This window comes from Methylovulum sp., assembly GCF_028687615.1.
GTDB lineage: Bacteria > Pseudomonadota > Gammaproteobacteria > Methylococcales > Methylomonadaceae > Methylovulum.
This window is the reverse complement of record NZ_JAQTZU010000018.1, coordinates 1-20,064: the sequence shown is the minus strand read 5'-3', so window position 1 is coordinate 20,064 and position 20,064 is coordinate 1. Positions and strand designations below refer to the sequence as shown.

At 49.3% G+C, this 20,064-nt stretch carries 20 protein-coding genes and 1 pseudogene; 11 read left to right on the top strand and 10 right to left on the bottom strand.

Annotated elements, in window-relative coordinates; translation table 11 throughout:
- Positions 1-46: 46 nt before the first annotated feature.
- The 4 genes from sugE (at position 47) to PHH59_RS11830 (ending at position 1,946) form a co-directional block, all read left to right on the top strand.
- Positions 47-367, top strand: a complete 321-nt coding sequence (gene sugE, locus PHH59_RS11845) for a quaternary ammonium compound efflux SMR transporter SugE (protein WP_300016153.1) — start codon at positions 47-49, stop codon at positions 365-367.
- The gene (gene tusB, locus PHH59_RS11840; protein WP_300016150.1) at positions 367-657 is read left to right on the top strand and encodes a sulfurtransferase complex subunit TusB; all 291 of its coding nucleotides are present in this window, start codon (positions 367-369) and stop codon (positions 655-657) included. The genes sugE and tusB overlap by 1 nt, the downstream gene beginning before the upstream one ends.
- Positions 648-980, top strand: coding sequence for a TusE/DsrC/DsvC family sulfur relay protein (locus PHH59_RS11835; protein WP_300016147.1), 333 nt, complete (start codon positions 648-650; stop codon positions 978-980). Before tusB ends, PHH59_RS11835 begins: the two co-directional genes overlap by 10 nt.
- A 375-nt stretch (positions 981-1,355) precedes the next feature.
- The gene (locus tag PHH59_RS11830) at positions 1,356-1,946 is read left to right on the top strand and encodes a Uma2 family endonuclease (RefSeq protein WP_300016144.1); all 591 of its coding nucleotides are present in this window, start codon (positions 1,356-1,358) and stop codon (positions 1,944-1,946) included.
- A gap of 174 nt (positions 1,947-2,120) precedes the next feature.
- Here the strand turns inward: PHH59_RS11830 and PHH59_RS11825 are convergent, their stop codons facing one another.
- The 4 genes from PHH59_RS11825 to PHH59_RS11810 all read right to left on the bottom strand — a co-directional run bounded on the left by PHH59_RS11825 (position 2,121) and on the right by PHH59_RS11810 (position 6,548).
- Complete coding sequence (locus PHH59_RS11825; protein WP_300016142.1) at positions 2,121-2,525, bottom strand: S4 domain-containing protein; 405 nt, start codon at positions 2,523-2,525, stop codon at positions 2,121-2,123.
- Positions 2,506-3,465: a 4-hydroxy-3-methylbut-2-enyl diphosphate reductase gene (ispH, locus tag PHH59_RS11820; protein WP_300016140.1), complete on the bottom strand. Its 960-nt coding sequence runs from the start codon at positions 3,463-3,465 to the stop codon at positions 2,506-2,508. Before ispH ends, PHH59_RS11825 begins: the two co-directional genes overlap by 20 nt.
- Positions 3,466-3,894: 429 nt before the next feature.
- On the bottom strand, positions 3,895-4,755 hold the full coding sequence (locus PHH59_RS11815; RefSeq protein WP_300016138.1) for a PHP domain-containing protein: 861 nt from the start codon (positions 4,753-4,755) through the stop codon (positions 3,895-3,897).
- A gap of 2 nt (positions 4,756-4,757) precedes the next feature.
- On the bottom strand, positions 4,758-6,548 hold the full coding sequence (locus PHH59_RS11810; RefSeq protein ID WP_300016136.1) for an ABC transporter ATP-binding protein: 1,791 nt from the start codon (positions 6,546-6,548) through the stop codon (positions 4,758-4,760).
- 388 nt (positions 6,549-6,936) lie between these two features.
- On the opposite strand from PHH59_RS11810, the gene PHH59_RS11805 reads away from it, so the two are divergent.
- Entirely contained in the window at positions 6,937-7,251 is a 315-nt protein-coding gene (locus tag PHH59_RS11805) for a hypothetical protein (RefSeq protein WP_300016134.1), read from the top strand.
- Positions 7,252-7,382: 131 nt separating this feature from the next.
- On the opposite strand, the gene PHH59_RS11800 is transcribed toward PHH59_RS11805, so the two are convergent.
- Entirely contained in the window at positions 7,383-8,087 is a 705-nt protein-coding gene (locus PHH59_RS11800) for a helix-hairpin-helix domain-containing protein (RefSeq protein WP_300016132.1), read from the bottom strand.
- A gap of 288 nt (positions 8,088-8,375) precedes the next feature.
- Complete coding sequence (locus tag PHH59_RS11795) at positions 8,376-9,500, bottom strand: glycoside hydrolase family 5 protein (protein ID WP_300016130.1); 1,125 nt, start codon at positions 9,498-9,500, stop codon at positions 8,376-8,378.
- A gap of 467 nt (positions 9,501-9,967) precedes the next feature.
- On the opposite strand from PHH59_RS11795, the gene miaB reads away from it, so the two are divergent.
- The 6 genes from miaB (at position 9,968) to PHH59_RS11765 (ending at position 16,223) form a co-directional block, all read left to right on the top strand.
- Complete coding sequence (miaB, locus tag PHH59_RS11790; protein WP_300016127.1) at positions 9,968-11,320, top strand: tRNA (N6-isopentenyl adenosine(37)-C2)-methylthiotransferase MiaB; 1,353 nt, start codon at positions 9,968-9,970, stop codon at positions 11,318-11,320.
- 8 nt (positions 11,321-11,328) lie between these two features.
- Positions 11,329-12,303, top strand: coding sequence for a PhoH family protein (locus tag PHH59_RS11785; RefSeq protein WP_300016301.1), 975 nt, complete (start codon positions 11,329-11,331; stop codon positions 12,301-12,303).
- The gene (gene ybeY, locus PHH59_RS11780) at positions 12,300-12,773 is read left to right on the top strand and encodes an rRNA maturation RNase YbeY (protein ID WP_300016125.1); all 474 of its coding nucleotides are present in this window, start codon (positions 12,300-12,302) and stop codon (positions 12,771-12,773) included. The genes PHH59_RS11785 and ybeY overlap by 4 nt, the downstream gene beginning before the upstream one ends.
- Positions 12,763-13,608, top strand: coding sequence for a transporter associated domain-containing protein (locus tag PHH59_RS11775; RefSeq protein ID WP_300016123.1), 846 nt, complete (start codon positions 12,763-12,765; stop codon positions 13,606-13,608). The genes ybeY and PHH59_RS11775 overlap by 11 nt, the downstream gene beginning before the upstream one ends.
- A 14-nt stretch (positions 13,609-13,622) precedes the next feature.
- Positions 13,623-14,672 (top strand): UDP-glucose 4-epimerase GalE, encoded by a 1,050-nt coding sequence (galE, locus tag PHH59_RS11770; RefSeq protein ID WP_300016121.1) that lies wholly within the window; start codon positions 13,623-13,625, stop codon positions 14,670-14,672.
- Between the two features lie 267 nt (positions 14,673-14,939).
- On the top strand, positions 14,940-16,223 hold the full coding sequence (locus PHH59_RS11765) for a glutaredoxin domain-containing protein (RefSeq protein ID WP_300016118.1): 1,284 nt from the start codon (positions 14,940-14,942) through the stop codon (positions 16,221-16,223).
- A 1,578-nt stretch (positions 16,224-17,801) separates the two neighbouring features.
- Here the strand turns inward: PHH59_RS11765 and PHH59_RS11760 are convergent.
- From PHH59_RS11760 to PHH59_RS11745, 4 genes and pseudogenes are all read right to left on the bottom strand, one after another.
- The gene (locus PHH59_RS11760) at positions 17,802-18,689 is read right to left on the bottom strand and encodes a hypothetical protein (RefSeq protein ID WP_300016115.1); all 888 of its coding nucleotides are present in this window, start codon (positions 18,687-18,689) and stop codon (positions 17,802-17,804) included.
- Positions 18,690-18,840: 151 nt separating this feature from the next.
- The gene (locus PHH59_RS11755) at positions 18,841-19,038 is read right to left on the bottom strand and encodes a hypothetical protein (RefSeq protein ID WP_300016112.1); all 198 of its coding nucleotides are present in this window, start codon (positions 19,036-19,038) and stop codon (positions 18,841-18,843) included.
- A gap of 79 nt (positions 19,039-19,117) precedes the next feature.
- Positions 19,118-19,747 carry a site-specific integrase gene (locus PHH59_RS11750; protein WP_300016109.1) on the bottom strand — a complete coding sequence of 210 codons (630 nt, stop codon included), beginning with the start codon at positions 19,745-19,747 and terminating at the stop codon, positions 19,118-19,120.
- Between the two features lie 23 nt (positions 19,748-19,770).
- Positions 19,771-20,064, bottom strand: a pseudogene (locus tag PHH59_RS11745) (hypothetical protein); the annotation flags it as partial.

The window sequence follows — 20,064 nt, the reverse complement described above, 5'->3', positions numbered from 1 at the left end:
TACTGAGGTAAAATAACCACTAATTTTTTTGATAAGGGATGTTGCTGTGGCGTGGTTGTTGCTGCTTTTGGCTGGATGGGTGGAGATTGTGTTTGCGATCAGCCTTAAATATAACGAAGGTTTTACTAAGCTTTGGCCTAGTCTATTGACTGCCGGCTCTGGTGCGGTCAGTTTTTATTTACTGACGGTCGCGATCAAAACCTTACCGATAGGCACGGCCTACGCGGTATGGACAGGGATAGGCGCGGTCGGTGTGGCGATTGTAGGGATTTTGGTGTTTAAAGAATCGGCGGATTGGCTGCGGATATTGTCCATTGTATTGGTCATCGCCGGTATTATCGGTTTGAAATTGACGGACACCGCCTAATGTTGCACCTGATTTTCCAATCGCCCTTGGAGTGTGCGGTGCTGGAGCGCGTTACCGCTGGTGATGACGTGGTATTCCTCGATAGTGCCGTGCTGGGCTTGTTAAAAAACAGCCGCTGGGCGGAACATCTGGAATTATTGGCACAATCCTGCCAATTGTTTGCTCTGGTCGATGAGTTGAAAGTGCGTGGCATCGCCGAAGAGAGATTGGCGGCGGGTTTGACGGTGCTGGACTATGCGGGGCTAGTCGCCTTGACGGTCAAAAACACGGCAATCCAATCATGGTCTTGATGGTTGATGGCATGGCCTTGGCAACCACCGAACAAGGTTTCTTGGTCAATCTGGCCGATTGGAATGAACAGGTCGCGCTTGCCCTAGCCGAGGTGGAGCATATCCAACTGACCGATGCCCATTGGGAACTAATTGGATTTATGCGCCATTATTACCAGCAATATAAACATCTGCCAAACGCGCGGGTGTTTGCCAAAGCCATAGCCAAAACGCTAGGGGAAGACAAGGGCAATAGCCGCTATTTGTTGAAGCTGTTTCCTGACGGGCCTCTGAAATATACCTGCAAATTGGCGGGCTTAGCTAAGCCACCGACTTGTTTGTAGCAAACCGATAATACAAGTAGAGGCCCTAGCACTGCGGATGGAACGGGTTTGTTCCAACAGTAGACGCATTAGGCGACCTGTTCCATAACGTTTCAATTGATTGAAGGCACTTCAAAAAATCAAGGACGGGGTTGCAAAACCCCGTCCCGCTCGGTAGGTTGGCTTGCCTGCCTGCGGTTTGGCAACCCAACACACATATTAGGTCTTAGGCTCGCCGTCAGTTTTTAAAACCTGGAAGTGATAAAGCGGATTTGGCGACATTTCGAGAATGCCCGCTTGGCTTATTATTTAAACCCTATTAAAAGTTGGGATTGATGTGGCTAAACGCTATGATATGCTTGGCTTTTAACAAATTACGCTTTATCGAGGCGTCTAATGTCTGCCATACTCAAACAACCCCTCATTACCGCCAAAGACTATTTAAAAATGGAACGTGGCACCTCGTCTAAAAGCGAATTCCATGACGGTCAGATTTATGCCATGACTGGCGCGAGCCGGGAGCATAATCTGGTTTTAGGAAATATTTACCGGGAACTAAGCCAACAACTCAAAAAACGCCCCTGCGAAGCTTACGTCAACGATATGCGGGTCAAGGCGGCAGAAGCCCGCAGTTACCATTATCCTGACATTGCGGTTGTGTGCGGGAAGCCGGAATTTGAAGATGCCCATGTGGACACTTTGCTCAACCCTACGCTGTTGGTTGAGGTCTTGTCGCCTTCCACGGAGGCTTATGACAGGGGCGGCAAATTTGCCCATTACCGTAAAATCCCCAGCTTGCGTGAGTATCTCTTGGTGATGCAGGATCAGCCAGCTATTGAACGCTATGTGCGCCAAGGTGGGGCTTGGGTTTTATCCGAAGCGTTGGGACTGGATGCGGATTTATCGCTGGAAAGCATAGATTGTGTGCTTAGTTTGCGCGAAGTTTACGATAAGGTTTTGACCGATGGGGAAAATGGGCCGGCGTAGAGTCAAGGCCAAATGTGTTGAAACCTGATGTTACGCCGTCACTTTTTCCCTGCGTTTTTCGATGTTGCTGTGGCAGAAGGGAAACCTGAAAACGGTAGCGTAGGAATCCCGACCCGCTCAAGGGGCGGTATTGGCCTATTGTGGATTCATGTCATCATCTTAAAAATCGCTGGCCTAACCTTCCTTAAACCGATGGATCAACCGCCGTTCCTTTTTATTCGGCTTATGGTCTATGCCATTGTGCGCCATAAATTCCCGCTGTTCGCGTTGTTGGATGATTTGCAACTGCCGCGCCGCGTGGCTTTCGGGGGATTCTTCGTAGAGCAGCGCCGCGTCTTTGGCGGCGCGGCGTTGCGTGGTCAGGGCAATGACAGTGATTTCCCAGCGCAGTTGGTCTTTGCTGATGGACAATTGCGCCCCGACCTTGATTTCTTTACCGGATTTGACGCGTTGTTTGTTGACGTGGACTTTGCCGCCGCTGATAGCTTCGGCGGCGAGCGAGCGGGTCTTGAAAAACCGCGCCGCCCACAGCCATTTATCTAGCCGGACAGCATCCAATTCAGGCGTTGGCTTGTTCACTGGCTTTTTTCAGGCCTTTGGGTAAGGAGAAAACAACTTTTTCTTCAATGCCTTGGATTTCAATCGTCGATTGCCCGCCCCATTGTTTCAATTGATTGATCACTTCTTGCACCAATACTTCGGGCGCGGATGCGCCAGCGGTGACGCCGACGACATTTATTCCCTCAAACCAATCTTGCTGCATGTCTTTGGCTGTGTCGATCAAATAGGCGGGTTTGCCCAATTGTTCGGCGATTTCGCGCAAACGGTTGGAGTTGGAACTGTTGGGCGAACCGACGACTAAAATCGTATCGGCAGATTTTGCCAATTCATGCACGGCATCCTGGCGGTTTTGCGTGGCGTAGCAAATATCGTCTTTTTTCTGGTCCTGGATGGACGAAAAACGGGTGCGTAAGGCATCGACCATAATTTGCGTATCAGTCATCGACAAGGTGGTTTGGGTGACATAAGCCAGATTGTCGGGATTGTTGACGTGCAGGTTCACGACATCTTCCGGCGTTTCGACTAAATAAATGCCGCCATTTTCGGTGCATTTTTCGTATTGGCCCATCGTGCCTTCCACTTCGGGATGTCCGGCGTGACCGATCAGAATCACTTCGCGGTCAGATTTGGCATGTTTGGCGACCTGCAAGTGCACTTTGGTGACCAGCGGGCAGGTGGCGTCAAAAATGGTCAGATTGCGTTCTTTGGCTTCTTGCTGCACTTGTTTGGAAACACCGTGGGCACTGAATATCAAATACGAACCGACTGGCACATCGGTCAGGTCTTCAATAAAAATCGCGCCTTTTTCTTTTAGGCCATCAACGACAGTGCGGTTATGCACAACCTCATGGCGGACATAAATCGGTGCGCCGAACGCTTCGATGGCTTGGTCGACGATTTCAATGGCGCGGTCTACGCCAGCACAGAATCCACGGGGGTTTGCGAGTACGATTTGCATAATCTTGACTTCTTTAGTAGGTTGAATTTGGGTTATTTTAACGCAATAGGGTTGGCGATACTATGCCATGAAACTTTGTTTGTCGGGTTCTCCGCGACGGATGGGGAGATTTGTCCACGAAAGACACGAAAATAAGATACGGGCTGTAAGCAGGACATATTTTTTAGACCTTTCAGATTTTGAAAACCTGAAAGCGACCTTAGCTTTCAGCCGATTTTAAATCTTGAATCGAGGTCTTGACGGTCTGCTTTGCTCTTTTTTTTCGAGCCATCCCGGCTCTGAAAAACTGCTATTATCCTTTCTTTTTAACGTACAAGGTCTATTCTACAGGCTGAGCATATCCGCCATTTTCGTGTATCTCACTTCGTGCTCAATGAGTCGTGCTTTTCGTGGACAATGGCGATTTCAGCGATTTGGCTCAGTGGACAATCAATCCAGCAATTCCCAAACGGGTTGGATGCCGGTCGGTAACGCAGCCAAACGCCCTAATTCCACCCATTGGTCGGGGCTGTGAAAATCCGAACCCATAGAACCGGAAAGTCCAAAACTTTTGGCAAAGTGGGCGGCGCGTCTGATTTCATCGGGACTAATCCGTCCGGTGACAATTTCCATACCTTGTCCGCCAGCCTCTTTAAACACAGCCAACAGCTTTTTCATTTTATTGGCGGTGAGATTGTAACGTAAGGGATGTGCCAACACCGCCACGCCGCCGGATTCGATGATCCACGCCACGGCTTGTGCCAATTCCGCCCAAGGTGTTGCCACATAGGCGGGTTTGCCTTTGGCGAGATAGCGGTCGAACGCGTCTTGCTGGCTATCGACATGATGCCCGGCGACGAGAAAATCGGCAAAATGGCTACGCGTGACCATGCCGTCACCCGCCGCTTTCATAACCGCTTCCAATGCGCCTGGAATGTGCTTTTGCGCGAGTTTTTCGGCAATCTTTTCGGCCCGGCACATCCGTGTGCCTTGCAAAAGATGGGTGGCTTCCGCTAGCGGAGCGTAGTCGGGATCAATTCCCAAACCGACGATGTGGAAGCATTGCTTTTGCCACTGGGCTGACAATTCAATGCCGGGGATCAATTTAATGCCCGCCGCCGTGGCGCAAAGCCGTGCTTCCGCGAGTCCGGCGGTGGTGTCGTGGTCGGTCAAGGCCAAGGCGGTCACACCACGTTCAAACGCGCGTTGCACTACGGCTGTGGGGGATAACGATCCATCTGAAGCGGTGGAATGGCAGTGCAGGTCGTAAATTTCAGGCTTACCGGGATCAGGTGAAGAGGGTTCAGGCATGGTTATTGGTACTCGCCATAAAGTTTGGCATAAAGGCCATTTTGCTGGATTAAGGTTTCGTGCCGCCCTTGTTCGCAAATCACGCCGTCTTCGAACACATAGACATGGTCGGCTTGTTTGACGGCACTCAGGCGGTGGGCGATGATGAGCGTGGTGCGGCCAGTTAAAAATTCCGCAAGTGCTTGATGTAAATTATATTCCGTTTCGCTGTCGAGCGCAGAAGTTGCTTCATCTAAAATCACCACTTTGGGGTTGGCGACCACCATGCGTGCAATCGCCATACGCTGGCGTTGCCCGCCGGACAGGCGCATCCCGTGCCTGCCTACCACCGTATCCAAGCCATGTTGCAAGTCTTTGATGACATCGCCCAGTTGGGCAATTGCCAAGGCATTCCACAGGGCTTGGTCAGGGACTGGCTTTCCTAGCGTCAGATTGGCGCGGATGGTGTCGTTGAACAGCACCGGATGCTGCAAGACCGTGACGACATTTTCCCTGACGACATCCAGGCCAATGTGTTCTATCGGCACCTCATCAAAATAAATCCGCTGTGCTGCACACGGATACAGGCCGATCAAGATTTGGATCAACGTCGATTTGCCGCCGCCGCTCGCCCCGACCAAGGCCACTTTTTCACCTGCTTTGATATGCAGATTGATGCCATTGAGGACGGACTCTTCACCGTAACTAAAATGCAGATTATCGACCCGCACCGATACGCTTTTATGGCCTTTGAACGGATTTTCCAGATGCGGGAACTGCGGCTCCTGTTTCAAGGCATTGAGCCGGTTGATGCGCGTCAACGCTGCTTTGGCGGCAAAAAAACTGTATTGGATGTTCAAAATTTCCTGCACCGGCGCCATCATGAACCACAGGTAGCCAAACACCGCGAACATTTGCCCCATCGTCAAATTGGAATAGAACACCATCAACATCGCCCCGGCGCGGAACACGTCAAAACCGAACAGGAAGACAAAGAAGCTGAAACGGTTGGCTGCATCGCTTTTCCACGAGTAGGCAATGGTGGTGTCTTTCACCGACAGCGCCGCGTTAATGAGTTGCTGGCAATAATGTTCCTCGCGGTTGCTGGCGCGGATTTGGTGGATGGCTTCCAGGGTTTCTGTCAAGGCTTGTTGGAACACTTCATACGCCGAATTTTCCTTGGCTTTCAAATGCTTGACATTCGCCCCGACGACACGGGTGAAATAAATCACGACCGGGTTCAGCAGCAAAATAAACAAACCCAGTTGCCAGTGCATCCACAGCAAAATCACCGCCGTGCCGATGGTCGTCAGCACCGCAATCAACAACTTGCTGATGGTGTTGCCGATAAAACTGTCCAGCGTGTCCAAATCCGTGACTAAATGCGTCACCACCGTGCCCGTGCCTAAGCTTTCATATTCCGCCATCGAAATCGTCCGCAAACGCCCGATCAAATCTTTGCGGATGCGGAACACAATGTCCTTGGCAATCACCGAAAACTGCCGCAACTGGATAATATTGAAAATAATCGCCAACAAGCGCAACAACACGCTGGCGAACAGCACCACACCAATATAAAGGATGGGCTGTTGCCATTCCACTGGCGAAAATCGGTTGATGAACCCGATCACCATGCCAGGTTGATGCAGCAACACTTCATCGACCAACAAGGGCATCAACAAAGGCACAGGGACACTGGCGACCGTCGCCAAAATGGCAATCAAATGGGAATAAACCAGGGCTTTTTTATGTTCAAGCGCGATTTTTTTGATGTGGTTCCAACTGTAAACGGGGGAGTCCGGTTTGGCTTGCACGGGAATGGAGAGGGGGATTTAAAAAAGTGGCTATTGTAGCATTTTGGTAGGGAAAGGAATTAGGTGATTTCCTGCAATGAATTTACCAAAAAACCTGTCCACGAAAGACACGAAAAAACACGAAAAAAACTAGATAAATTTTCGTGTCTTTCGTGTCGCCGTGATGCCTACTGTTGGCTTTCGTGGAAAAAACTCCTTAGTTTGATGCGTATGGGTACGAACCCCAACCGCCAGCAAATACCAACATTGAAATGGCGTGCAAAAAACTTGACCATCCATCCCCCCACAACGGGTAAATCAAAACGAAGTTGCCGAACCCAGTAGAATGTATAAAATTAAGCAAGTCTTAACTTTCAAGTCTTAACTTTAACAATCTTTTGGAGCTTCCATGCAATACCTTTCCATTTACAGAAAACCGCTAACCATTATCTTGCTGAGCTTATTGGCTAGTGCTTGTGCTTCTACACCGCCTCCCGCACCGCAAACGCCCGCGAGAATTATTTCAGATGAGCAAATGCTCCGCGACAGCCAAGGCATGGCGCATTTAGGCAACCGTTGGAAAAGCGGCAAAGAGTTGACTGAACGCGGTAACAATCTGGTGCGCGAAGGCCAAACGAAGGTTGAAGAAGGCAACCGCTTGATTGAGGAAGGCAGCAAAATCATGCGCGAAAGCGAAGAAAGCTACAAAAATATGAAAAACTGAGCGTGGCTAAACCATCAAAACCAGCCTATAAACAGGGTGTGGTACACAATCACAACTTATTGCGGCTTCTGTTGCTGGGATTACGCTTGCGCTCCATCCCAGCCTACCCGCCCACCTATTCATCCGCCGATTTACAGCGTGATAAATTGGCGTATTTTGTCCAATAACCTTGACCCTATCCCCTTCACTTTCAAAACTTCGTCCAATGATTCAAACGGACGTTCGGAGACGATATTTTCCGCAAGTTTCTTGGAAACGCCTTTCAGTGCTTCAATCTCTTCCAGGCTGGCTTGATTCAGCGACACACTGGTTGGTTTTTTGGCGGCTTTGGCATTTTTAGACACTTTCTTCACCGAGGGTTTGTTATTATCGGCAAAACTGACATTGATGATATTGCTTTCATCGCTACGCACTATGGTGGGCTTGGTGCCGACGATATAAGGCAGGTCAAAATTAATGTAATCACGGGTGATATAACCGACTTCAGTCCATTCGCGCAACATCAGGGCCAAATACCAAGTGCCGTCGCCTGGTTCTTGAAAAGCCATTTCATACCGGCAATCCGCCAGAAAATGTTGCCCGTAAAGTTCGCCAATGCTATTGCCAGCCAAGGCGAGACCGTTAAAATCGCCGCCCCTATAAGGCTGGGCCACCGCCCACAATTCAATCGCGAGCGTTCCGCTAATATTGTCGGCATCACGGTTATTGGCAATTTCTGCAATGGTTATGATGACTTGGTCGTTTTGGATCTCGTAACCACAATTTCCGGCTAAGGTAAGACTGGGTTCAACCAGTGGGTGGTTTAGTGCTTGGTTTAGTGCTTGGTTTACGTTCATTAAATATTCCTAGGACAAATAATAGCCATTTTATAAAATTTTAAATAAAACATGAAGTTAATATTCAATTTACGCTGTTCCGTAATTCTATATTCTAAAATTAACAGAATTGTTGGCGTCGTCCGCTGGCTGCAAAAACGGCGGACGAACCGGCAACGCAAATTGGTTGTCGGGTAAGACAGGCCAGACAACTTAGCTATCCAAAAAAACTTAGCTATCCAAAAACTGGAGTGAATAAGCCTTTCACTCCAGATCCGCATTCGGCAAGCCTACCCAACAAGCTGTTTGCTACCAGGAAAACCGGTTTGGCAACCAGCCTCTTTCCACGCCTTCACGGAAACACCAGGCGGGTGTGGTTTCGGTTTTGTAACTCCAGAAAAACCAGCCCAGATATTTTTCAAACGTGATCAGTTGCGCCCCCGCATGGGCGCGGTAGGCGACATCGGTTTGAAAATCGTCAAGCCCTTCCAGGGCATGGTTGAACGGGCCATTGGCCCACAGTGACACGACCCGTAAATCTATGCCCAAACTCCATTCGCCGACCACCGTCCAGACACCACGGTCATTATTGATCGCATCGGCTTCGTTTTTCCATTCAACGACGGATTTTTCGATATGGCCTTGCACATCCAGGTCTATGTCTTCACGCACGAAACATTGGTAACGGTGGATGTCAAAAATCACATTGCGAAATTCCGGCCCGGTCATAAAACCGCTGTATTCGGTATAAGAACGGAAACCGTCATGAAAAACCACGGCAACGGCTTCGGCCGGGCAATATTTGCGGATGCGGTGGTAAGCATCGGTCTGGTATTTTTTTAACAAATCGGTGGGGATGTCCCAACGCGGCTCGTTAAGGGTTTCGATGGCGTGTAAGGCCGGACGGGTGTGGTAACGTTCCGCCAGCCGTTCCAAAACGTTCAAGGCATGTTCAATATAAGCTGGTTCGGTATGCCATTCACACACGTCTTTGATGCCGCCATTGTCGAAACCATTTTGGCAACCGGGTGCGGCATGCAAATCCAAAACGATATGCAGCCCAAATTCTTCGGCCCAATCAAAAGCCCGGTCAAGCACGTCTATGCCGCCTTGCACAAACGGATACTGGATTTCCCCGTAAGCACGGTGATACGGATAATCGGGGCCAAAAATCCAATGTCCTAGCGGGATACGCACGGCATTTAGCCCTCTGTCGGCTATCCAGGCAAAATCATCGCGGGTGATGAAGGTGTCCCAATGCGGCTTTAAGGTTTGTTCCGCCCGTTCGCCCAGCTCTACGCAATACGATGTTTCATCGGTGGCTTCCAAACCATCGAACAAGCTGGGGACCATCCATTTTTCTATGACTAACCAACCGCCCAGGTTTACGCCGCGCAGTTTTTTCCCGAATTTGTTGGTGGACGTATTTGTCATCTAGTCTCTCCTCGTGCTAAGTGCCGGATAGTGGGGGGTACTTGAACGCTTTTTCCCTGTAATTTATCGGTTCAAGAACAATGTTATGATTTATAAGCGTGACTTTGTTTTAAAAATCACCAATATTGTCTACCAATCCACAGTTTTCTCAAGGAAGAATTACCAAACACTTAACTGATTGTTTTATCGTTTTATTAAACACAAGCTTGGCACAGACGCCAATACAGGGAATAGCTTTATTTTTTGCAAAACTTCACCCATTGCTTTTTAATAACCGCCCAACCGATCCAAATAAACCACCCTGGACACTGCTTGCTTGTTCAAGCACTGTTCAGGTTATAATGCTTACCAAAAGAATCCCATAGATTCATCATTAGATATATCGCTTGTAAAGCCCCGGGGTACGGACACATCGATAAATCCTGGTATGTCCACCCCATTGATTAAGGATGTTTAATTCCCACAATATGACCCAAAAACTGTATATCCAAACCAACGGTTGCCAAATGAACGAGTACGATTCCGACAAAATGCGGGATGTGCTCCATGCTTCACACGGTTTTGAATTGACTGATGACCCTAAGCTAGCCGATGTGCTATTGCTTAATACCTGTTCCATCCGCGAAAAAGCCCAGGAAAAAGTTTTTTCCGCACTAGGTAAATGGCGGATAATTAAAGAAAAACGTCCTGATGTCATTATTGGTGTCGGTGGTTGTGTCGCCAGCCAGGAAGGCGCGGACCTCCAAAAACGTGCGCCGTTTGTCGATATGGTGTTCGGCCCGCAGACTTTGCACCGCTTGCCACAATTACTGGATCAAGTCCGCAACAAGCGCCAACCGGTCGTCGATATTTCCTTCCCTGAAATTGAAAAATTTGATTCCCTGCCCGAACCCCGCGCTGAGGGCGTCAAAGCCTTCGTATCGGTGATGGAAGGTTGCAGCAAATACTGCTCGTTTTGTGTCGTGCCTTACACGCGCGGCGAAGAAATCAGCCGTCCGCTCGATGATGTGATTGCTGAAATCACGTCCCTAGCCAAACAAGGTGTGCGCGAAGTCAATCTGTTAGGGCAAAATGTCAATGCCTATCGCGGCATCATGGACGATGGCGACATCGCCGATTTTGCCCTGCTGCTGCATTATGTCGCGGCGATAGACGGCATAGCCCGCATCCGCTTCACCACCTCCCATCCGGTTGAATTCACCGACAATTTAATCGAAGCTTTTGCCGAAATCCCGCAACTGGTCAACCATTTACATTTGCCGGTACAAAGCGGCAGTGATTCGATTTTAAAGAAAATGAAACGCGGACATACCCGCGCCGATTACCTCGAAACCATCCGTAAGCTACGCGCCGTGCGTCCTGATATTTGCCTGTCATCCGATTTTATCATTGGTTTCCCTGGCGAAACTGACGAAGAGTTCGCCGAGACGATGGCGTTTATCGAAGAAATCGGTTTCGATTTGTCGTTCAGTTTTATTTACAGCGCACGGCCTGGCACACCTGCCGCCGATTTGCCGGATGATGTGCCCATGTCCATCAAAAAACTGCGTCTGGAACAATTCCAAAACCGCATCAACGCAATGGCGACGGCGATAGCCAACCGCATGATAAACACCGTGCAAACCGTTTTGGTGGAAGGCCAATCCAAAAAAAATCCGCTACAAATGCAAGGCCGCACGGAAAATAACCGCGTGGTCAATTTCATCGGCCATCCGCGCCTAGCCGGACAATTTGTCGATGTCCTGATCGCCGAAGCCCTGCCCAATTCCTTACGCGGGCGACTGGTGGAATCATCCGTCGATAAAATCATTGCCGCTTAACCATGTCCATGATTTCACAAGAAATAGCCTTACTTCCTGACGATAACGGCAGATTATCCAATTTTTGCGGCCAGCTCGACGCGCATTTGCGCCAAATTGAAGCCCGCTTGCAGGTGGAAATCGCCAACCGTGGCAACCAATTTAAAATCACCGGCGTGGACGCGTCCGTCAAAGCCGCCTGCGCCATTATGCAAAAGCTCTTTGACAGCACCGAAAAAGAATTGTTGACTGCTGAAACCATCCATCTCGCCATGCAGGATGCGTCGATAGACGAAATCCTCAACGAAGCCCAAGCGGAACAGCCGCCAACCCATGTTTGCATCAAAACTAAATGTGGCTTGATCAAGGGGCGCGGTGCAAACCAACAGGAATATCTGCGTAAAATCGCCAGCCATGACATCAATTTTGGCATCGGCCCGGCGGGTACGGGCAAGACTTTTTTGGCGGTGGCCTGTGCGATTGAAGCCTTGCAAACTGAAAAAGTAAGAAAAATCATCCTGGTGCGCCCGGCGGTTGAAGCGGGCGAAAAACTGGGTTTCTTGCCCGGCGATATGGCGCAAAAAATCGACCCTTATTTACGGCCTCTGTACGATGCCTTATACGATATGCTCGGCAATGAGCGGGTCGAAAAAATGATAGACCGGGGCATAATTGAAGTCGCGCCGCTGGCCTTCATGCGCGGGCGGACCTTGAACGACGCGTTCATTATTCTCGACGAAGCACAAAACACCACCGTCGAACAAATCAAAATGTTCCTGACCCGTATCGGCTTTGGTTCAACCGCCGTAGTCACGGGCGACATCACCCAAGTCGATTTGCCTTCCGAAAAAATGTCCGGTTTGCGGCATGTACTGGAAGTGCTGATAGATGTCGAAGGCATCAGTTTTACATTTTTTAACAACCGCGATGTCATCCGCCATCCTCTGGTGCAACGCATCGTCACCGCTTACGAAGCCTACGATAAAAAAACCAAAGCCGAATGAATCAGCTCGACATACAGCGTGTGTTTGAATCAGACGGGCAACCTGACGAAAACAGCCTGCAACTTTGGGTAGATACTACGCTTGCCAACTCTGAAGAAGACACCGAAGTGGTGATCCGTATTGTTGACGTAGCGGAAAGTGCCGGACTGAATGAAAATTACCGCCATAAATCTGGCCCCACCAATATCCTCAGCTTCCCTTTTGAAGCACCCGATATTGACGGTTTTGAATGCGATTTGCTCGGTGATTTGGTCATTTGCGCCCCCGTGCTGGCAACTGAAGCCCAAGAACAACACAAGCCCCTGTCAGACCATTGGGCGCATATCGTCATCCACGGCGTCTTGCATTTATTGGGTTATGACCATATCGACGATGCCGATGCCCAAGCAATGGAAAGCAAAGAAATAAGCATTTTGCAACAATTGAACATTCCTAATCCTTATACACAGGTAACAGACCATGAGCGATGACCACCCTCCTAGTAGACACTCTCCGCAGAAAAGCTGGGTTGAAAAAATCAGCCACTTACTGACCGGAGAGCCACAAGATCTGGAAGATCTCAAGGAAATATTAAGAGAAGCCCGCGAAAATGAACTATTGGACACCGATGCCTTGGCGATGATCGAGGGGGTGTTGCAAGTCTCGCAAATGCGCGTCCGCGACATCATGATCCCGCGCATACAAATGGTGGCCGTCCCCCAAGAAGCCGAACTGGAAGACATTTTTCCCTTGGTCATCGAATTCTGCCACTCGCGTTACCCCGTGATTGAAGATGACCGCAGCAAAGTCGTCGGCGTGTTGCTGGCAAAAGACTTGCTCACCCATGTCTTGCAAGACAAGTCCATGACCGTACAGCAAATTATGCGCCCTGCCTGTGTGATACCAGAAAGCAAACGCCTGAATGTATTGCTCAAAGAATTACGCACTAACGGCAACCACATGGCGATAGTCGTTGATGAATACGGCCAGGCCGCCGGTTTAGTGACCATTGAAGACATCCTGGAACAAATCGTCGGCGACATTGAAGATGAACACGACGACCATGAAGACCAGGGTTACATCTTTAAACGCAATGAGCATGAATACCTGATCAAGGCATTGACGCCGATAGAAGAATTTGACGAGCATTTCGGCACCCATCTAGCCACTGATGAATACGACACCGTCGGCGGCTTTATTGTCAGCCAGCTTGAACACATGCCGAAAAAAGGCGAAAGTCTGGTCGTCGATAATCTGCGTTTTGAAGTCATCCGGGCCGATAACCGCCGCGTCCATCTTATTAAACTGAAAATCCGGAAACCTTAATAATGGCTAAAATAATGGCTAAGAAAAAAATTCTGGTGACTGGCGGTGCGGGCTATATCGGCAGCCATGCCTGTGTCGAGCTGACCCAAGCAGGCTATGAGATGGTGGTGGTCGATAATTTATCGAACAGCAAAACCCAATCCTTGGTGCGGGTGGAACAAATAACCGGCAAACCGGTAACGTTTTATCAAGCGGATATTCGTGATAAAGCCGCATTAACCGACATCTTTGTGAAAGAAGCCATTGACACCGTCATTCATTTTGCCGGCCTGAAAGCGGTCGGCGAATCCTGTGCTAAGCCGCAATTGTATTACCACAACAACGTCTACGGCACCTTGGTGTTGACCGAAGTCATGGCGGCCGCCGGTGTCAAGCAATTGGTGTTCAGTTCTTCCGCGACGGTCTATGGTGAATCCACCTGCCCGCAATATAGCGAAGATTTCCCACTTGGCCCGATCAACCCTTATGGCCGCTCAAAAACCATGATTGAGGACATTTTGCGTGACTTATCCCGCGCCGATGCCATCAATCAAGTCCAAACACCGTGGAAAATCGCCTTATTGCGCTATTTCAACCCGATAGGCGCACACGCCAGCGGCTTGATAGGCGAAGATCCTAACGGCATCCCCAATAACCTGATGCCTTATATCGCGCAAGTTGCCGTTGGCAAACTGAAACAAGTCTCGGTGTTCGGCAATGACTACCCTACCCCGGACGGTACTGGCATCCGTGACTACATCCATGTCGTCGATTTGGTGAAAGGCCATATCAAAGCCATCGAGATTTTGGATAGCGACGCCTTTGCGGCGGGTGCTTGCAAACCCTATAACCTGGGTACAGGCCGGGGTTATAGCGTCTTGGAAATGATCCAAGCCTTTGAACGTGTCACCGGACGCACCGTCAATTACCAAATCGTCGGACGCAGGGCCGGGGATTTGGCGGAATGTTTCGCAAACCCCGACCTGGCTTTTAAGGAATTGGGCTGGAAAGCGGAAAAAAATCTTGATGATATGGTCGCCGATACTTGGAATTGGCAAAGCAACAATCCACAGGGTTATGAATAATAGGATTGTGCATGGAATAAATTCGCGGATCAAGACCTGTCAGGTTTTCAAGAATGGTTCAGGGAAGTTATTTTTAGCCAAATCCTTAGCTGTTTTTTAAGTATATCGGACGCGGTTAGCTGAAAGTTTGGGCAGGAAATTCTATGTCCAATGCAAACGCTTATGAAACAATTAATATTTTGAAATATATTCTTAGCGGCTATTGAGCGCCTTTGCCAGCAAAGGCCAAACTTAATAAGTTCCGCTTATTGTTCTGAGGATTTCACTATGTTGGCATCAACGAAAAACCTTCAAATCCCGCCCTTGATCCGATACCGAGTGGAAACCGGTATCCGGCAAAGCCTATTTACGCTGTCATTTTGGTTGTTGCTGGCATTACTGCTAAATTTTCCAGGAGCGGTGACCGCCGATGACCTTAAGTCCTCCCAGAATATCCAGCAAACCGTCGCTATTGAAGTGTTTGTCCGTGATGGTTGCCTGCATTGCGCGAAGGCGGAAGAGTTCCTGCAATTGTTACAACGCGAACAACCGAAGCTGCAAATAAGCATCCGCGATATTCAAAAAGATCCAAGCGCACTAGAACGGTTAAAAGCAATAGCCAGTACGCAAAACGTAGGCACCGCCAAGGTTCCTGCTTTTTATCTCAACAAACATCTGGTCATCGGTTATTCCGACGAAGCCACAACGGGGAAGCTGCTACGGGCGGAATTGGCGCAACAACCCAGTGCAACAAAGCAATCAACCGATACATCAGGCAGTTGCGAAGCGGCTGAATCGCTGTCCTGTACAGCGGAAAACGCGGTGGCACAAGCTAAAACAACTGATTTTGACGTGACTTTGTTAGGCCAACGCATTTCCTTGGAACAAGTCGGCCTACCGCTGTTCACTGTCGCAATGGGCTTATTGGACGGCTTCAACCCCTGTTCGATGTGGGTGCTAGTCTTGATGATTTCGCTGCTGGCCCCCATGCAGGACAGGACACGGATGTTGGCGGTTGCCGGTGCTTTTATCGCCGTTGAAGGCATCGCCTATTTTGTGTTCATGGCGGCATGGCTCAATTTGTTCCTGCTGATTGGCTTGTCACGCGCATCGGAAATCATCATTGCAGGCATTGCGATACTGGCAGGGGCGATCAATCTCAAAGATTTTTGGGCTTTTGGCTGGGGCGTTTCTTTATCCATCCCAAAATCGGCAAAACCCGGCGTCTACGCCAGAATCCGGGGCATCCTCCAAGCCGAAAACCTCCCCGCTGCGATGCTGGGCGCGGTCATCCTGGCAATTCTCGTGCAAATCGTCGAGTTTCTATGCACATCGGGTTTTCCGGCGCTTTTCACCCGTATCCTGACGATGCGGCAAACCACGGGCATGGGCTATTACGCTTATCTGCTGCTGTACAATGTTGCTTATATGTTGGACGACATCATAGTGCTCAGTATCGGCGTCATCACGCTCAGCCAGCGCAGGTTGCAAGAAAAGGAAGGACGCTGGCTGAAACTGCTCAGCGGCCTGGTCATGGTGGGGCTAGGCCTGTATTTGTTGATGGGTCAATAACTTTCCTGATTAGCAAGATGATTCAGCTAAGCCGTCATATCGGCAGGGATTGCCGATATCCAGTTCAAGGGATGTGACTTCGAATTGCCATCCCTGGCTTCTGGATTCGCTTCGCGGTCTAACGGCTCCGGCAATCCCTGCCGGAATAACGATTTTGGAGTTGGCTGAATCATCTTGCTAATCAGGATAACTTTTAATAAGTCTATCCTCCCAACTAAGCCATCTGATATTGGGATAATTTTCGTACGGTCATTGGCAACAAATCTCTTACCTCATATTATCCGTTACCCAACCTCTTGTAATTTCCAATTATTGGCTGTATCCCCCCAATACCTTATCTTTTTATCGAAAACATATTCACTACACCCCGCATGTTTCGTCTTAATGCTTGTCTCAAAAGCTATCAGTTTAAGCCTGAACCAACCGGTTTAGCATTAAGTTAATCATCGCTATGTGGATAAAAGCCTTGCTAGAGTCGGTAAAAACTTCATAAAAAACCCAAAAATATGAAATATTACCTCGTTTTTGGGTGCAAGTTACCCTAGAATCCAGTCCGTTAGACAATAATCCCATCAACCAAACTGTTGCCCAAACAGGGTTAGGCAGGGCATCTAACAATGTTCTACAAAGCCCATTAAATAATGGGTTTTGTGTTTTTTATTTTTAAATATACCGCCAAAAATACCGCCAAGTGAGTAATGCTGCCCCCCTTTTTGGCTAGTTTTTGACATCAGGCCACCATCATTCCATCAGTTCCGCCTTGTCGATCTGTTCCCTTAGTTTCTCCTATAGGCGAATTTAAAGGTTTTCGGGTTTGTCCGGTATTCATCAGAAAGCTTGTTTTACCTGCAATGGCCCACCTCAAATGTGAGGCAGGCGCGAAGATACTTACTCTCCCCCCGCCCCCATCAGATACGCCAAAAGGTAGGGCTTGGTATGGCCATCACCTGCAAAACCTGCAAGCCAATGTTTAATAAACTAATATTATCAATGAATTACTGGCTTATAGTCGAGACCATAGAGAACAGAAATAGAACAAGGCCGCTCCGCTTCGACTCGCTTGGCTATAAAAATGTTTTAGGAGTACCTTTTTTTCTGGCCTGTATACCCGATTGAATGGCTTCCGGTGGGCTTTTTGTATTTCAAAAATTAAACTGTTAAAAAAATAGCTGTGGCGACGCAAAGGCAGGGTGAAAACCCTAGAGATTTGACCGCCCCCACGGGGGCATAAAAAATAATTCTATACCCCTCTTATGTGTAGGATGTGGGGAATGTGGGGAAATAGGCGCCTAGCCCTTGTGTGGTGCGGCTTCCAGCTCCCCACATGGCCTCAAAATGTGGGGAATCTCCCCACACAATTTGGCTGTTTTGTGGGGAGTTGGGCTTTTTTAGGCTGTTTTTGTGGTCATCAGGCGGCATTTTTGATGCTGGCGTGGTTTTTCTTGCTCCCCACATTTGTGGGGAATCTCCCCACAAAAAAAATCCCTGTGGGAAGCTGGAAGGCTTGATATATAAGGGCTAGAAGCCTATCTCCCCACATTCCCAACAAAATATTACTATACCCCATTAACTTTTTTTTTATTCGCCTGACTCGACCAACTCAGCAGACAAGACCATCACGCGGACATTGCGCCCACCCACTACGCGCTTGACAGCCAAGCGGGGTTGGTTGCGGCTGGCGTTCGGTTCAGTTTTCAGTATCAAGCCCTTCTCGTGCATCCGCCGCCATAAGCTGGCGGGGCTCATCAGGAACGCATCGCCTTGGCTTCTGGCGAACTGTTGCACCACCTTGAAGGCGGTGTCCTGCTGTAACCAGATTTCGGCGTGGGCGTTGTCCATCGGGTCACAATACCAGCCGATATGATCACCCATCGGCGTATAGCTTTTATCACCCATTGGGCTTTCACCATCCACCCGCCACCCCCACGCATGTGGCCTCAATGTCGGTTCACGTTGCTTGAGGCGGCAAGCCACATGGGCATTGCCGGAACTGATGGCGGCGCGTAACAGTTGCAAGAACCGCTCGATTTCGTCCTGTTCGGCTTGGTACGCGCCTTGCTCGCTGAACGCTTGCTGTAGATAGCTCTCGACATCTAACAGCAAGCCATTGCCCTTGTCATCCGTCACCAAGCCCACCGCCTCCAAGAACGCCAAGAACTGCTCAGCACCCGCCACCATATTGGCGTAAATCTCAGGGGCGAGGGGGTGGCTGGTGGCAATGCCATCACGGATAGCTGCATTGCGGAACGCTTCAACGGTTTTGGGGAAGGTCTTTTTTAAGTCATCCAAGCGCGGGGCTAACCATTGCAGGTAAGCCGACATCAAACCCGTAAACCATCCCGCGTCGGCGGCTTGCTGTAGGCGTGTCAGCACCGCGTTATCGACATCAGAACGGCTAAGCTCCAGAATCAGCAAGCGGCCTAACAGCGATTGCCCACGCGGCAAATCTTCGGCGGTGACGATCATCAGCGAACGGTTATTCTGTAGGTGTGGTCTAAGCCTGATAGCTTTTTACAGCCTGATGGATAAGGGTTGCCGCTTAATGAATCAATCAACGGCGTAAGGCTTTGAATAATCGGCTTGGGTAAGCCTAGCAAGGCTTTTTGGGCGGATTTTTTTAACTCGACCTTATAAACAAGCCATGTTCGGACAATTCCAATTTTACTTGTTCCCACGGGGTGCTTTCCTCTTCGCTAATTTCTGCAATTGCCGCCAAGTCTTCTAGGTCTTCCATCAGTTCTTGATAATCAGCCATTGACAAAATAACGGCGGTCTTGTCGCCGTTAGCGTTGGTTATAAATTGGGGTTGGTTCATGATCTCACCGCCTATTTAGTAGGTTATTGGCCTTTATTATACGTCTCTGGACAATTCAAGCCACAAAAGCAATCCAGTATCACACGGCTTTTTTGAACGGTATCACTTGCGCCCCGTTTTTAAGTCCGTCCAGATAGTCCGCCCATGCTTGCATCATCTTATGGCGTTCGGGCAGGTGCGCCGTGCGGTTATATGCCCGCCCGTTGGGGTCTCTTACGGCGTGGGCTAACTGATGCTCGATAAAGTCAGGGCGAAAGCCTAGCACCTCATCTAATACGGTTCTGGCTAACGCCCTAAAACTGTGTATGGTCATTTCTTCTTTACTGATACCCATACGCCTTAGAGCCGCCAATAAGGCCATATCAGACATTGGGCGCGATCCATTGGGCGTTCTGGCGCTTGGGAAGATATAACGCCCGTTTCCAGTCAGGGGCTTGAGTTCTTGCAAGATGGTAATGGCTTGGGCTGATAACGGCACAATATGCGGGGTTTGGGTTTTAGTGACCAGATACCGCCACTCTTTGGCCTCAAGGTCGATGTGTTCCCATTCGGCTTGTCTGAGTTCGCCCGGTCTGACGAATACCAAGGGCGCAAGCTGTAACGCGGATTTAACGATAAACGAACCGCTATATCCATCAATGGCGCGTAGCAATTCGGCGGCTTGTTTGGGTTCTGTGACGGCTGAAAAATGCCCGCCTTTGATTTGCATCAATGAACCTCGCAAATCGGGGGTTATATCCCGCTCGGTGCGGCCTGTAACCACGGCATAACGGAATATCTGGCTACACTAAAGGCTTTATGTGCCGTGTCAATGGCGTTTCTGGCTTCAATCTTCCGTAATACCGCCAATAGCTCAGGCGGTTTAATGTCGGTGATGGGTTTAACGCCAATGTGTGGGAATAATACCAATCCCAATAAGTTTCTATGACAACACCGCCCAGCTCCGAGAGCAAAGGGATCGAATGGCGTCCGGTTGCAAAGCAAATTTATTCCAAGCCTGACAGCAGACATCAAGAATGTCGTCAT